Here is a 13316-nt window from a genome sequence, read left to right as displayed (position 1 = left end):
TGCACAAGGCTGCGGGTGTTCTCCCTCTCCCCCTGAGGGGAGAGGGAGAACACCTTGCTTAGGCTAGCTCGGGCGGCTTTGGAGCACCCAAGACCGCCCTCCTCTTCAGCACTCGAGGGATTACCTCATGAGCGACGACGGCCTCAACGACGAACAGCTATTGCGCTACTCGCGCCATATCCTGCTGGACGAACTCGGCATCGAAGGCCAGCGCCGGCTGCTGGCCGGCCACGCGCTGGTAATCGGCGCGGGCGGGCTGGGCGCGGCCGCGCTGCCCTTCCTCGCTTCGGCCGGCGTGGGCCGCATCACCGTGGTCGACAACGACGAGGTCGACCTGACCAACCTGCAGCGCCAGATCATCCACACCACCGCCAACGTGGGTCGGCCCAAGGTCGATTCCGCGCGCGAGGGCATGCTGCGCATCAACCCGGGCCTGGAGATCGTGACGGTGGCCGCGCGCGTGGGCGATGCCGAGCTCGACCAACTGGTGGCCACGGCCGACGTGGTGCTGGATTGCTGCGACAACTTCGCCACGCGCCAGGCGGTCAACCGCGCCTGCGTGCGCCACAAGGTGCCGCTGGTGTCGGGCGCGGCGCTGCGCTTCGACGGCCAGATCAGCGTGTTCGACCGCCGCCAGCCGGATGCGCCCTGCTACGCCTGCCTGTTCCCGCCGGCCGAGCCCGCGCCGGAAGTGGCCTGCGCCACCATGGGCGTGTTCGCGCCGCTGGTCGGCATGGTCGGCACGGTGCAGGCGGCCGAAGCGCTCAAGCTGCTCGCCGGCGTCGGCGACAGCCTGGCGGGCCGGCTGCTGATGGTCAATGCGCTGTCGATGGAATGGACCACGATGCGGCTGGCGCGCACGCCGGATTGCCCGGTCTGCGCGGGGCGCTGAGCGCAGCTACTCCTTGGGCGCCGCGTGCGCCAGCAGCCAGTCGGTGACGGCGGCGCGGTCACCACGGAAGACGATGCGCGCCGTGCGCTGCTCGCGCTGGTAGTCGTACATCGGATCGTAGTAATCGCGCAGCAGCACTTCGATCCAGCCGCGGTGCAATGCCACCTCGCCGGATGCCGCCTGCCGCGCCAGCGCCTGCTCCAGCAGGCTCGATAACTTGCCATAGCGCGCTCCGCCCAGCCTTGGAGCGATAGCGGCCATCGCTTCGCGCAGACGCGCGGCGTAGGCCTCGAAGCCCTCCGCCGTACCCTTCTCCGCGAGAAATTCCGCCGCCAGTCCCTGCACATAGTCGCGCAGCACGCGCTCCACGCGTTGCTCGAACGACGCCTCCAGCCATACCAGCGGGCTCGCCTGAATGCGCTGCGTCAGCGCCTGCGGCACGTCGCGGCTGCCGATATAGCGGCCTTCGTCTTCCACCACCAGCGCGTGGAAGCCTGTGTCGATATGGCGCAGCAGGTCGATCGCCAGCGCGTTCTCGAAGTCGACCTGCTGCGGCTGCGCCAGCGCGCGGCGCCCGAATGCCGAGCCGCGATGGCGCGCATGGCCCTCCAGGTCGATCGCAGCGGGCACGTCGGCCAGCACGTCGGTCTTGCCGCTGCCGGTCAGGCCGCCGAGCACGAACCAGCGCTGCTCGGCGGCGGCTGTATCGATGGCCGAGATCAGGAAGCCTCGCATCGCCTTGTAGCCGCCGGTCACGCGCGGGTAGTCGACACCGGCTTCACGCAGCCACTGCTGCACCAGCTGCGAGCGCAGCCCGCCGCGGAAGCAGTACAGGTAGCCATCCGGATGCGCGCGCGCAAACTCCGCCCACGCCGCGATCCGCGCCGCCTTGCGTTCGCCCGACACCAGCTGGTGGCCCAGCACGATCGCCGCCTGCTGGCCCTTCTGCGCGTAGCACAGGCCAACCTCGTGCCGCTCGGCATCGTCCATCAGCGGCAGATTCACGGCGCCCGGGAAGGCGCCGCGCGCGAATTCCAGCGGTGCGCGCACATCCATCATTGCCACGCCGCTGAGGAACAGGGTACGGAGGTCGGCGGTGTCTGCGCGCATCACTGGATCTCGACCGCAAGCGAGGCGCGCGCAACCATCTCGCCGACCGGCGTCAGCGCCAGTCCCAGACGAGCGCACTCAGCCACGAACTCGGCTTCGCCGGCAGGCTCGACCGCCACCAGCAGGCCACCACTGGTCTGCGGATCGCACAGGACCGCGCGCTGCACGTCGGTGAGCGGCATGATGCGGTGGCCGTAGCTGTCGAAGTTGCGCTGCGTGCCGCCCGGCACGCAGCCCTGGCCGATGTAGTCGACCACGTCATCCAGCACCGGCACCGCGGCATAGTCCAGCCGCGCGGTCAGGCCACTGCCGTCGGCCATCTCCACCAGGTGGCCGAGCAGGCCGAACCCGGTGACGTCAGTCATCGCGCACACGCCCGCCAGGCGCCCGAACGCGCTGCCGGGCCGGTTCAGCACGCACATCCAGTCCCGCGCAAGGTGGCAGTTGTCGGCGCGCAGCAAACCCTTCTTTTCGGCGGTGGTCAGCACGCCGATGCCCAGTGGCTTGGTCAGGTACAAGCGCGAACCGGGCGTGGCCGTGTCGTTGCGCTTCAGGTGCGCGCGTTCGACGATGCCGGTCACCGCCAGCCCGAAGATCGGCTCCGGCGCATCGATCGAATGCCCGCCCGCCAGCGGAATGCCGGCGTCGTCGCAGGCGCGGCGCCCGCCCGCCACCACTTCGCGCGCCACCTCGGGTGGCAGCACGTTGACGGGCCAGCCGAGGATGGCGATCGCCATCAGCGGATCGCCGCCCATCGCGTAGATATCGCTGATGGCATTGGTGGCGGCGATACGCCCGAAGTCGAACGGATCGTCGACGATGGGCATGAAGAAGTCGGTAGTGGACACCACGCCCCGCTCGCCGTCGGCGCCATCCAGCGCATACACCGCCGCATCGTCGCGCGAGGCATTGCCGACCCACAGGCGCGGGTCCAGATGCTGCGCACCACTGCCCGCGAGGATCACGTCGAGCACTTTCGGAGATATCTTGCAGCCGCAGCCGGCGCCGTGGCTGTACTGCGTCAGGCGGATGGGATCGGTCATGGTTGGCTCCGTCGCGGCGCCCTGTCCGGGCAGGAGCCACTACCCGGTCAGGCACGCCTGGATGAAGAAAGGAATTGGAATGAGAAGGGTTACTGCAAACAGGCAAGCAAGGTGGCAGCGCCGGGTGGCGCCGCGCGCTGGGGCGGGCCGCCTGTGCAGCGGCCGCGCCGGAGACGGCGGCTTACTGCTCGCCTGGCTCCATCTGCGACTGCAGGTAGTTCTGCAGCCCGACCTTGTCGATCAGGTCCAGCTGCGTTTCCAGGTATTCGATATGTTCCTCCGTATCGGTGAGGATATCGACCAGGATTTCGCGGCTGACGTAATCGCCGACGGATTCGCAGTAGGCAATGCCTTCCTTGACGGTGGCGTGCGCGCTCTGCTCCAGCTTCAGGTCGCACTTGAGCATCTCGGGCGTGTCTTCACCCAAAAGCAGCTTGTGCAGGTCCTGCAGGTTGGGCAGGCCGTCCAGCATCAGGATGCGCTCGATCAGGCGGTCGGCGTGCTTCATTTCGCCGATCGATTCCTTGTACTCCACGTCGCCGAGCTTTTTCAGGCCCCAGTGGCGATACATACGGGCGTGCAGGAAATACTGGTTGATCGCGGTCAGCTCGTTCTTGAGCTGGGCGTTCAGATGCTGGATGACCTTCTTGTCACCTTTCATTGGCGGCTCCTGTTGCATCGGGCCCGCGCAAAAACACGAAGCGGCGCCAATGGCGCCGCGTGCAGTCGGTGAAAAAGGAAATGCGCAAAACGCGCCGTGAACTGGCTTTCAGTTCATATGGGCGCGTTCAGGCAACCAACGCCTTGCGCTGGTCGTTCGCGACTGCCGGGTCCCGAGTGTCCATTATGGTACATGGGCCTGATGCGGAACAGGAAGAAATCTCCACAACCTGGATGTTGGCGAGGGTCGCCACGGTGACGTTGCGCACCGCTGCCACGCCTTCCTGCAACACCTGGTGCGCGCACTCACGGCAGCGGCCGCAGCACGTGCCAACGCCAAGCGTTTCGGCCAGTTCGTCGAGGGTTTCGATGCCAAGGTGTGCGGCACCGTGAATCTCACGATCGGTGATCTGGTTGCAGATACAGACGTACACAACTCCCTCCTGTGGGGCGCGTGGCACCGGCATGCCACTGCGAATGAACGTCAGAATATCAGAGATGCAAAATGATAACAATTCCCATTAAGCCACACGCGAGGAGGTCGGGAGAACGGCACAAGGCAGGAAAAGAAGGCGGCGATGGCGGCACTTTCGAAGCGTGAATTGTGACGCATATGCCGCATTCAGTCATCAAAAAACCCTGACGTCGTCATGGTCTCGCGAGCAGCCGCAGGGCTGCGGCCTGCTCCTCCGGGTCGTAGGCATTGAGCACCTGGTCGACCAGCGGCTCGAGCAGCTGGCAGTTGGCGTGCAGGATCTCCTGCTTGACCCGCAGCAACTGCGCCGGGTGCATCGAGAACTCGCGCAGGCCCATGCCCAGCAGCAGCCGCGTCATCGACGGGTCGCCCGCCATCTCGCCGCACACCGCCACCGGCACGCCGGCACGGTTGGCTTCGCGGATGGTGCGCGCCACCAGTTGTAGCACCGCCGGGTGCAGCGGGTCGAACAGATGCGCCACCGCGTTGTCGGCGCGGTCGATCGCCAGCGTGTACTGGATCAGGTCGTTGGTGCCGATGGAGAGGAAGTCCATCTTGCGCAGGAAGAGCGGCAGCAGCAGCACCGCTGCCGGGATCTCGATCATGGCGCCGACCTTCATGCCCGGGTCGTAGGGCTCGCCGCGCTCATCCAGCTGGCGCTTGGCCTTCGCGATCAGCGCCAGGGTCTGGTCGATCTCGCTGGCATGCGCCAGCATCGGCACCAGCAGCCGCACCGGGCCGAAGGCCGAGGCGCGCAGCAGCGCGCGCAACTGGGTCAGGAACATGCCCGGCTCGGACAGCGACCAGCGGATCGCGCGCAGGCCCAGCGCCGGGTTCAGCGCGGTCTCGAACTCGTCGCCGCGGCCGTCGCCACGGCCATCACGGCCATCCAGCGGCTTGTCGGCGCCGACATCGATGGTGCGGATGGTCACCGGCAGGCCGTGCATGGCGTCGACCGCGCCGCGGTAGGCCTGGAACTGCTCGTCCTCGTCCGGCAGCTCGTCGCGCCGGTTCATGAACAGGAATTCGGAACGGAACAGGCCCACGCCGACCGCGCCGGCCACTAGCGCCGCGCCAGCGTCCTCGGCCATCTCGATATTGGCCAGCAGCTCGATCTCGAGCCCGTCCAGTGTTACTGCCGGCGTGTGCCGCAAGCGTTGCAGGCGCTTCTTTTCCAGCGCGCGCTCGCTCTGCCGGTGGCGGTATTCCTCGAGGATGATGGCGGTCGGGTCGACGATCACCAGCCCGGCGTCGCCGTCGATGATGATCCAGTCGTCCTGGCGGATCAGCTCGCTCGCGCTCTGCACGCCGACCGCGGCCGGGATATCCAGGCTGCGCGCGACGATGGCGGTATGCGAGGTGCGCCCGCCCATGTCGGTCACAAACCCGTGGAAGATGGTGTGGCGGAACTGCAGCATGTCGGCCGGGGCGATGTCGTGGGCGACCACGATCACGCCAGGCGCGGCTTCGCCGTCGGCGGCCAGCGCCGGCACTGGCGCGGGCACCAGCACGGGGGCCCCCGCCAGCGCCTTCAGGATGCGCTCCACAACCTGCCGGATATCGGTCTTGCGCTCGCGCAGGTACTCGTCCTCGATTTCCTCGAACTGGCGCATCAGCTCTTCGAGGCGCGTGGTGAGTGCCCACTCAGCGTTGTAGCGGCGGCCCCGGATCAGCCCCTCGGGCTCGCGCGCCAGCGCCTCGTCGTCGAGGATCATCGCGTGCACGTCGAGGAAGGCACCCAGCTCCTCGGGCGCGTCGCGCGGCAGGTCGCGCTTGAGCGCCGCCAGTTCCGCCCGTACCGCGGCGCGCGCGGCGCGCAGCCGTTCGACCTCGGCGTCGAGCCGGTCTTCATCGACCAGGTAATGCGTCACATCCAGCGCCGCGGGCGCGAGCAGGTGCGCGCGCCCGATGGCGACGCCACGCGAGACCGGGATGCCGTGCAAGGCGAAAGGCATGTACCGCTCCGTCAGGAACGTTTAAGAATTTATGTCGAGGCCGCCGGCCTCACTCTCCCTCACCAAAACGATTGGCGATCAGCGCCAGCAGCGCGTCCATCGCCTCCTGCTCGTCGGGCCCGTCGGTCTCCAGGGTGATGGTCGAGCCGATCCCGGCCGCCAGCATCATCACGCCCATGATGCTCTTGGCATCGACCTGGCGTCCGTTGCGGGACATCTTGACCTGGCTGACAAAGCTGCCTGCGAGCTGGGTCAGCTTTGCGGACGCGCGAGCATGCAGTCCGAGCTTATTGATGATGGTGGTGTCCCTCTGCAGCATATTTGTCGGGATGATTGGCGGTTTGGTTCTGTACGGTGGTGGTGCCGACCTGCAGCACGCCCTGCGAGCCGCCGGCCAGCGCCTTGGTGGCGAGCTGGTCGAGCTTTTCGCCGCGGTAGCAGATCGCGCGCACGAGCATGGGAAGGTTGACGCCGGCCAGCACGCGCACGCGGCCCGGCTCGGCCAGGCGCGCGGCGATATTGGCGGGGGTGGCGCCGAAGATGTCGGTAAGTACCAGCGCGCCGTTGTCTTCGCAGATCGCGGCCAGCCGGCGCCTGGCTTCAGCCAGCACGGCGGCGGGATCCGCGTCGGGAAGGACGTCGATGGCTTCCAGCCGCTGCGGCTGGCCGCAGTAGACGTGGGCGGCGCAATCGCGCAGGGCCGAAGCCAGCGGGGTGTGCGCGATGATCAGGATGCCTGCCATGATGGTGAATCCGTTGGATTGCCCAGATTGTAGCAGGCGGCCCCCGCACTCCCGCTCACGTCCGGGGCGGTCAGGTTTAGCTGCCGGCGGCGCCCACGGCATGCTCCAGCGCGTCGATGAACATCGCCGCGACATGGAAGCCGGTCTGCTGGGTGATCTCCTGGAAACAGGTCGGACTCGTCACATTGACTTCGGTGAGGTAGTCGCCGATCACATCCAGCCCCACCAGCAGCAAGCCCTGCTCCCACAGCCCCGGCGCCAGCGCCTCGGCGATCTCGCGGTCGCGCTTGCTCAGCTCCTGGGCGCGTCCGGTGCCGCCGGCGGCCAGGTTGCCGCGCACTTCGCCGGCCATCGGCACCCGCGCCAGCGAATATGGCACCGGCACGCCGCCGATCAGCAAGATGCGCTTGTCGCCGTCCTTGATCGCCGGGATATAGCGCTGCACCATCAGAGTGCGCGCTCCGTCATGGCCCAGCGTCTCGACGATCGCGGCCAGGTTCATGCCGTCCGCGCCGACGCGGAACACGCCCATGCCGCCCATGCCGTCGAGCGGCTTGACGATGATGTCGCGGTGCTCAGCGTGGAAATCGCGGATGCGCGCCAGGTCGCGCGTCACCAGCGTCGGCGTGATGAATTCCGGGTACTGGGCGATCGCCAGCTTCTCGGAATGGTCGCGGATCGCGCGCGGCTTGTTGAAGACCCGCGCGCCCTGCGACTCGGCCAGTTCCAGCAGCCAGGTGCTGGTGACGTATTCCATGTCGAACGGCGGATCCTTGCGCATCAGCACCGCGTCGAAGGCGGACAGCGGCTCCAGCGCGCTGTTGCCTTCGCGGTACCAGGCATGGTCGTCGCCGGTCAGGTGCAGCCGCGTGGCCATGGTCTCGACCACGCGGCCGGACAGCGTCAGCTGCGGCTGCAGGCACCAGTACAGCTCGTGGCCGCGCGCGGCGGCCTCGGTCATCATGGCGTAGGTGGAGTCCTTGTAGGTCTTGAAGGTCTCCAGCGGGTCAGTGATGAAGAGGATGCGCATGGGGCTCGTCACAGGATCGGGTTCGGGTCGGTTTTCTCGAGTTCCAGCGACGCCGCCAGCAGCGCCAATCGCGCCACCACGCCGTACATGTAGAACCGGTTAGGCACCGCCGCGCCGGGCTTGGCGTGGCTGTCAGGGATGCCGTTCGGGGCGAACGCCAGCGGCACGAAGTGCATGCCCGGGGCGTTCAGGTTCTCGTCGTTGCCGCGGCCGGTGTGCACGCGGTAGAAGCCGCCGACTACGTAGCGGTCGATCATGTAGACCACCGGCTCGGCCACCGCCTCGTTGACCTTCTCGAAAGTGTGCACGCCTTCCTGGATGATCACGTCGCTGACCTCGAGGCCTTCCTTGACGACGCTCATCTTGTTGCGCTCCTTCCGGTTCAGGCCCTTGACCTCGGACGGGTCGCGCACGGTCATGATGCCCATGCCGTAAGTGCCGGCATCGGCCTTGACCACCACGTACGGCGTTTCCTTGATGCCATACTCGCGGTACTTCTTGGCGATTTTCTTGAGCACGCCTTCCACCGCGTCGGCCAGTTCTTCCTCGCCCACGCGCTCGTGGAAATTCACGCCGGTGGTGCGCGCAAAGTACGGGTTGACCATCCACTGGTCGATGTCGATCAGCTTGGCGAACTTCTTCGCCACCTCGTCATAGGCGGCAAAGTGGCTGCTCTTGCGGCGGGTGGACCAGCCGGCGTGCAGCGGCGGCAGCAGGTACTGCTCGTTGATGTTTTCCAGGATCGGCGGGATCCCGGCCGACAGGTCGTTGTTCAGCAGGATCGAACAGGGATCGAAGTCCTTCAGCCCCAGGCGGCGGCCCTTGGTGCCCAGGCGCGCCAGCGGCTCGACCACCAGGGTCTGGCCGTCGGGCAGTTCGATCGGGGTCGGTTCGGTGATTTCCTCGGAGAGCGAGCCCAGGCGCACGTTCAGGCCCGCCTGGCGCATGATCAGCGACAGCCGCGCCACGTTCTGGAGGTAGAACATGTTGCGGGTGTGACGCTCCGGGATCAGCAGCAGGTTCTTGGCGTCCGGGCAGATCTTCTCGATCGCCGCCATCGCCGCCTGCACCGCCAGCGGCAGCATTTCGGGCGCCAGGTTGTTGAAGCCGCCGGGGAACAAGTTGGTATCGACCGGCGCCAGCTTGAAGCCGGCATTGCGCAGGTCCACCGAGCAATAGAACGGAGGGGTATGCTCCTGCCATTCCAGCCTGAACCAGCGCTCGATGGACGGCGTGGCGTCCAGGATCTTCTTTTCCAGTTCGAGCAGCGGACCGTTCAGCGCGGTGATGAGATGCGGGACCATATCCATCCTATAGATCGTCTTTATCGTTCGCCCCGATTGTAGAGGAACGGCCAAACAGGCGCTGGCACACCCTTTATAAGGATATGCAGGCCATGGCGTAAGGGATAACGATATGGGGATGGGCGTGCGGAAATAAAGGGCCGGCCCGCGCGGCGGCCGGTGTCCGCGGTTGCCGGCCGGGGCTTGAGGCGGCAACCCGCCCGGACGCCATTCGTACAGGCAAAAAAAAAGCGCGGCGATGCCGCGCTTTCAAATGGCCTGACAGATACGGGGAGCGTTCTGCAGGTGGAGGAAACTGCCTCACTGGCAATGTATGTGCCCCGCACATTAAAGACAATTGAAGCTTTTTAAGATCGGAGTTAAGCACTTTGCGAAAAGCCCGTGTGCGGTGCGGGGAGATACCCGCGAGGCGGCGCCGGCACTGGGCTGGCTGACTTTGGCGCGGGTCCTGGATAACCCCGTGGAGCCCCGGCAAAGCCGGCCGGATGCGGCTTCGGAAGCCTTTTGCACATAATCGCGACTTCGGGCACTGGCGAGCATAATCCGAGCCTGGGCCGCGCCCGCTGAACATAAAAAAGCCCGGCACAGGGCCGGGCCAAACTCCTGAGAGTCGATTCCCAATCAGCTCTCCAGCACAACACCTTTGTGATCAGACTTCATATGCGGTCTCGCCGTGCGAGGTGATATCCAGGCCCTCGCGCTCTTCGTCTTCCGGCACCCGCAGTCCGATCAGCATGTCCACCAGCTTGTAGGCCACAAAGGCCACCACGCCCGACCACACCACCGTGGTCAGCACCCCTTCGAACTGGATCCACAGCTGGCCGGCGATCGAATAGTCATCCGCCACCTTGTTCGCCACGTAATCGTAGATGCCCGTGCCGCCCAGGCTGGGGGAAGCGAACACGCCGGTCAGCAGCGCACCCACGATGCCGCCCACGCCGTGCACGCCGAACACGTCCAGCGAGTCGTCCATGCCCAGCATGCGCTTCAGGCCGGTTACGCCCCACAGGCACAGCAGGCCGGCGATCAGGCCGATCACGATCGAGCCCATCGGGCCGACGAAGCCGGCCGCCGGGGTGATCGCCACCAGGCCGGCCACCGCGCCCGAGGCGCCGCCGAGCATCGAGGGCTTGCCCTTGCCGATCCACTCGCCGAAGGTCCACGCCAGCACCGCGGCGCAGGTGGCCAGCAGCGTGTTGACGAAGGCCAGGGCAGCACCAGCGCTGGCTTCCAGGCCCGAGCCGGCGTTGAAGCCGAACCAGCCGAACCACAGCAACGAGGCACCGACCATGGTGAAGGTCAGGCTGTGCGGACGGATCGCCTCGCGGCCAAAGCCGATGCGCTTGCCAAACATGTAGGCGCCCACCAGGCCCGCCACGGCGGCGTTGATGTGCACCACGGTGCCGCCCGCGTAGTCGAGCGCGCCCTTCTGGAACAGCCAGCCCGACTTGGCGGTCGCGGCAGCGCCGGCGGCGGCGTCGGTGTAGGCGTCAGGACCCGGCCAGAACCAGACCATGTGCGCCATCGGGATGTAGGAGAAGGTGAACCACAGCACCACGAACACCAGCACGGCCGAGAAGCGCGCACGCTCCGCGAAGGCGCCGATGATCAGGCCGCAGGTGATGCAGGCGAAGGCGCACTGGAAGGCGAAGAAGCCCAGTTCCGGGATCACCACGCCCTTGCTGAAGGTGGCCGCCATGGCTTCCACCGTCAGGCCCTTCATGAAGAGCCGGTCGGTGCCGCCGAAGAAAGCGTTGCCCTCGGTGAAGGCAAAGCTGTAGCCGTAGACCGCCCACAGCAGCGCCACCAGCGAGAAGATCACCAGGCACTGCATCAGCACCGACAGCATGTTCTTGGAGCGGACCAGGCCGCCGTAGAACAGTGCCAGGCCCGGCAGCGTCATCAGGATGACGAAGGCCGTGGCGACCAGCAGCCAGGCGGTGTCACCCTTGTTGGGCACCGGTGCGGCAGCGGCCGGCGCGGCAGCGGCTTCCGCGGGGGCGGCGGCCGGGGCAGCGGCGGCAGGTGCCGCTGCAGCCGGGGTAGCCGGAGCTTGGGCAGCAGCCGCGGGCGCGGCGGAGGCGGCCGGGGCAGATGCCTCCGCCGCCGGCTTGTCCTGTGCGGCGGCGGGCGTGGATACGCCCACGCCCGCCGTGCCGATGGCCAGCGCCATTGCGCCGGCTGTCAGGAATCGCTTGAACCAGGTTTTCATTTGATTAACCTCTTGTGTTGTGCTGTCTCGGGGTCACAGGGCATCGCCGCCGGTCTCGCCGGTGCGGATGCGGATGACCTGCTCGATCGGTGCCACGAAGATCTTGCCGTCGCCGATCTTGCCGGTGCGGGCCGATTTCTCGACCGCCTCGATGGCGCGCTCGACTACGTCGTCGGGTACCGCCACTTCGATCTTCACCTTGGGCAGGAAGTCGACGATGTACTCCGCGCCGCGGTACAGCTCGGTGTGGCCCTTCTGGCGGCCGAAGCCTTTCACTTCGGTCACGGTGATGCCGGACACGCCCACGTCCGACAGTGCTTCGCGCACCTCGTCGAGCTTGAACGGCTTGATGACTGCAATGATGAGTTTCATCAGGATTCTCCTGGGGGAGGGCCGGCATCAGCCCGCCCGGGCTGCGTCAGAGTTAGAAAGTCTTGGTGATCGAGGCCCACGCCGCTGCCTTGCCCAGGTAGCGGCCACGGTTGGCGCTGGTGTAGGCCACTTCCTTGGCGTTGGTGTCAACATAGGCGACCGCCAGCGCAAAGCCCTTGCCCAGGTCCTTGGTCAGGCCGATCTTCCAGTCGGTATAGGAGGCATCGCTGTTGTGCTTCACGCCCTGGTAGCCGACGTGCGCGTTCAGCGTCAGGTCCCAGAAGTTCAGCGGGACGTTGGCGCTCAGGTCGACGTAGTAGCTGTTCTTGCTGTCGGCCCAGCCAAACAGGTTGGTGACCGAGTGCGAGTACTTGAGCATGACCGGGCCCCAGCCGATGCCGGCGTACAGTTCCGTGGTGTACGGGCGCGGATTGTTGTAGCCGCCCGGGTAGTAGTACTCGAGCACGCCCAGGTCATAGTTGAATTCGGTGCCGGCGACCTTGAAGGTGTTCTTGAAGCCGCCATAGAAGTCCATCTCGACCGGTGCCGAGACCGCCGGGTTGGCATCCTCGAGCCAGCTGATGCTGGAGTTCCAGTTACCCACGTAGAAGCCGCTTTCGTGCGCGTAGTCAAAGCCACCCTGGATCGCGGGCCGCAGGTTGGTCTGGCTGATACCGCGATAGCGGTAGTCCGAGACCAGCGACACGTTGGCCGTAAACGTATGCGGCGATGCCGGCTCGGCAGCGGCGGCGGCGGGCGCCGGGGCTGCCGCCGCGTCGGTGCTCTGCGCGTACGCGGTGGCGGCGGCGCCGGACAAGACGACCGCGCTGACTGCAAGGGCCAACTTCTTCATGGATTTCTTCTCCTTTTTCCTGATGGCTCGGATTTCGTTTATTGGGATTTCTGTAAGGCAGGCGGGATCACTACTGCAACAGCCGTGCCAGCCCCTCGGAAAACGGCGATGACAGGCGGCGGCCAGCGCCCCGCAGTGAACAAAGGCGCGCTTGAATCTGCCTTGCGGCAAAGCCAGATCGGGTTAAAAGGTGTGAACGTCGGTAGGCCGGAGCTTTCGCCGGCGTGGCGCAAGGGCGATAATCAAGTCCTGACGGTGGCCGGAAGCAGCAAACGCACGAGCGATCCGCCCGGATTGAGGGCGCCCAAAACCTGTGCGAAAGCGCGCTATACGCCAGATGCCCACCCGAATTGGCACCAGTTAGGTGCACAAAGGAGAAACCATGAAACCGACCGATCTCTTCAACGACCTGCAAAACAAGGTCAGCGAGGCGCTGCGCAATTCGCCGGCAAGGGACATCGAAAAGAACGTGCGCAGCATGATGACGCAGGGCTTCGCCCGCCTCGACCTGGTCACGCGCGAGGAATTCGACGTCCAGTCGCAGGTGCTGGCCCGCACCCGCGCCCGCCTGGAGGAACTGGAAAGCCGCGTGGCCGAGCTGGAGCGCCGGGCCGGCATCCCGCCCGGCGCCGGGTCGGTGGACTCGACCGGGGGCGCATGACCGCGC

General features: G+C 66.4%; 14 protein-coding genes. 2 read left to right on the top strand and 12 right to left on the bottom strand.

All coding sequences use genetic code 11. The features are described from left to right. Positions 1–127 precede the first annotated feature (127 nt). On the top strand, positions 128–892 hold the full coding sequence (locus tag AC10V3_RS01500; protein WP_022533404.1) for a HesA/MoeB/ThiF family protein: 765 nt from the start codon (positions 128–130) through the stop codon (positions 890–892). A 6-nt stretch (positions 893–898) separates the two neighbouring features. On the opposite strand, the gene mnmH is transcribed toward AC10V3_RS01500, so the two are convergent. From mnmH to AC10V3_RS01440, 12 genes are all read right to left on the bottom strand, one after another. Next, positions 899–2002: a tRNA 2-selenouridine(34) synthase MnmH gene (gene mnmH, locus AC10V3_RS01495; RefSeq protein WP_490922991.1), complete on the bottom strand. Its 1104-nt coding sequence runs from the start codon at positions 2000–2002 to the stop codon at positions 899–901. Next, complete coding sequence (gene selD, locus AC10V3_RS01490; RefSeq protein ID WP_490922990.1) at positions 2002–3045, bottom strand: selenide, water dikinase SelD; 1044 nt, start codon at positions 3043–3045, stop codon at positions 2002–2004. Before selD ends, mnmH begins: the two co-directional genes overlap by 1 nt. A 181-nt stretch (positions 3046–3226) precedes the next feature. Beyond that, positions 3227–3706 (bottom strand): bacterioferritin, encoded by a 480-nt coding sequence (bfr, locus tag AC10V3_RS01485; RefSeq protein WP_022533401.1) that lies wholly within the window; start codon positions 3704–3706, stop codon positions 3227–3229. A gap of 127 nt (positions 3707–3833) precedes the next feature. Beyond that, on the bottom strand, positions 3834–4139 hold the full coding sequence (locus AC10V3_RS01480; protein WP_010814836.1) for a (2Fe-2S)-binding protein: 306 nt from the start codon (positions 4137–4139) through the stop codon (positions 3834–3836). Positions 4140–4353: 214 nt separating this feature from the next. Further along, entirely contained in the window at positions 4354–6135 is a 1782-nt protein-coding gene (gene ptsP / locus AC10V3_RS01475) for a phosphoenolpyruvate--protein phosphotransferase (RefSeq protein WP_349605419.1), read from the bottom strand. Positions 6136–6184: 49 nt separating this feature from the next. Then, positions 6185–6454 (bottom strand): HPr family phosphocarrier protein, encoded by a 270-nt coding sequence (locus AC10V3_RS01470; protein ID WP_022533398.1) that lies wholly within the window; start codon positions 6452–6454, stop codon positions 6185–6187. Then, on the bottom strand, positions 6423–6878 hold the full coding sequence (locus AC10V3_RS01465) for a PTS sugar transporter subunit IIA (RefSeq protein ID WP_022533397.1): 456 nt from the start codon (positions 6876–6878) through the stop codon (positions 6423–6425). Before AC10V3_RS01465 ends, AC10V3_RS01470 begins: the two co-directional genes overlap by 32 nt. Before the next feature lie 76 nt (positions 6879–6954). After that, positions 6955–7908: a glutathione synthase gene (gene gshB, locus AC10V3_RS01460; RefSeq protein ID WP_022533396.1), complete on the bottom strand. Its 954-nt coding sequence runs from the start codon at positions 7906–7908 to the stop codon at positions 6955–6957. A gap of 8 nt (positions 7909–7916) precedes the next feature. Next, complete coding sequence (gene gshA, locus AC10V3_RS01455) at positions 7917–9212, bottom strand: glutamate--cysteine ligase (protein WP_022533395.1); 1296 nt, start codon at positions 9210–9212, stop codon at positions 7917–7919. Between the two features lie 649 nt (positions 9213–9861). Beyond that, a complete protein-coding gene (locus AC10V3_RS01450; RefSeq protein ID WP_349605416.1) occupies positions 9862–11424 on the bottom strand; it encodes an ammonium transporter in 1563 nt (520 codons plus the stop codon). 33 nt (positions 11425–11457) lie between these two features. Further along, positions 11458–11796 (bottom strand): P-II family nitrogen regulator, encoded by a 339-nt coding sequence (locus tag AC10V3_RS01445; RefSeq protein WP_010814843.1) that lies wholly within the window; start codon positions 11794–11796, stop codon positions 11458–11460. Positions 11797–11848: 52 nt separating this feature from the next. Continuing rightward, positions 11849–12649 (bottom strand): TorF family putative porin, encoded by an 801-nt coding sequence (locus AC10V3_RS01440; protein WP_022533393.1) that lies wholly within the window; start codon positions 12647–12649, stop codon positions 11849–11851. Between the two features lie 382 nt (positions 12650–13031). Here AC10V3_RS01440 and AC10V3_RS01435 point away from each other — a divergent pair, with 382 nt between their 5' ends. Beyond that, positions 13032–13310 carry an accessory factor UbiK family protein gene (locus AC10V3_RS01435; RefSeq protein ID WP_012351595.1) on the top strand — a complete coding sequence of 93 codons (279 nt, stop codon included), beginning with the start codon at positions 13032–13034 and terminating at the stop codon, positions 13308–13310. Positions 13311–13316 lie beyond the last annotated feature (6 nt).

It is taken from the genome of Cupriavidus sp. PB-02 (assembly GCF_058252315.1).
The sequence above is the reverse complement of the archived record's forward strand: the minus strand, read 5'-3'. Positions and strand labels throughout refer to the sequence as shown.

Excerpts from the sequence above, each read along its gene's own strand:
- mnmH (WP_490922991.1), bottom strand. The coding sequence starts at position 2,002 with ATGCGCGCAGACACCGCCGACCTCCGTACCCTGTTCCTCAGCGGCGTG.
- ptsP (WP_349605419.1), bottom strand. The coding sequence starts at position 6,135 with ATGCCTTTCGCCTTGCACGGCATCCCGGTCTCGCGTGGCGTCGCCATC.
- AC10V3_RS01500 (WP_022533404.1), top strand. The coding sequence starts at position 128 with ATGAGCGACGACGGCCTCAACGACGAACAGCTATTGCGCTACTCGCGC.
- AC10V3_RS01440 (WP_022533393.1), bottom strand. The coding sequence starts at position 12,649 with ATGAAGAAGTTGGCCCTTGCAGTCAGCGCGGTCGTCTTGTCCGGCGCC.
- AC10V3_RS01470 (WP_022533398.1), bottom strand. The coding sequence starts at position 6,454 with ATGCTGCAGAGGGACACCACCATCATCAATAAGCTCGGACTGCATGCT.
- AC10V3_RS01450 (WP_349605416.1), bottom strand. The coding sequence starts at position 11,424 with ATGAAAACCTGGTTCAAGCGATTCCTGACAGCCGGCGCAATGGCGCTG.
- AC10V3_RS01445 (WP_010814843.1), bottom strand. The coding sequence starts at position 11,796 with ATGAAACTCATCATTGCAGTCATCAAGCCGTTCAAGCTCGACGAGGTG.
- selD (WP_490922990.1), bottom strand. The coding sequence starts at position 3,045 with ATGACCGATCCCATCCGCCTGACGCAGTACAGCCACGGCGCCGGCTGC.
- gshA (WP_022533395.1), bottom strand. The coding sequence starts at position 9,212 with ATGGTCCCGCATCTCATCACCGCGCTGAACGGTCCGCTGCTCGAACTG.
- AC10V3_RS01435 (WP_012351595.1), top strand. The coding sequence starts at position 13,032 with ATGAAACCGACCGATCTCTTCAACGACCTGCAAAACAAGGTCAGCGAG.
- gshB (WP_022533396.1), bottom strand. The coding sequence starts at position 7,908 with ATGCGCATCCTCTTCATCACTGACCCGCTGGAGACCTTCAAGACCTAC.
- AC10V3_RS01465 (WP_022533397.1), bottom strand. The coding sequence starts at position 6,878 with ATGGCAGGCATCCTGATCATCGCGCACACCCCGCTGGCTTCGGCCCTG.
- bfr (WP_022533401.1), bottom strand. The coding sequence starts at position 3,706 with ATGAAAGGTGACAAGAAGGTCATCCAGCATCTGAACGCCCAGCTCAAG.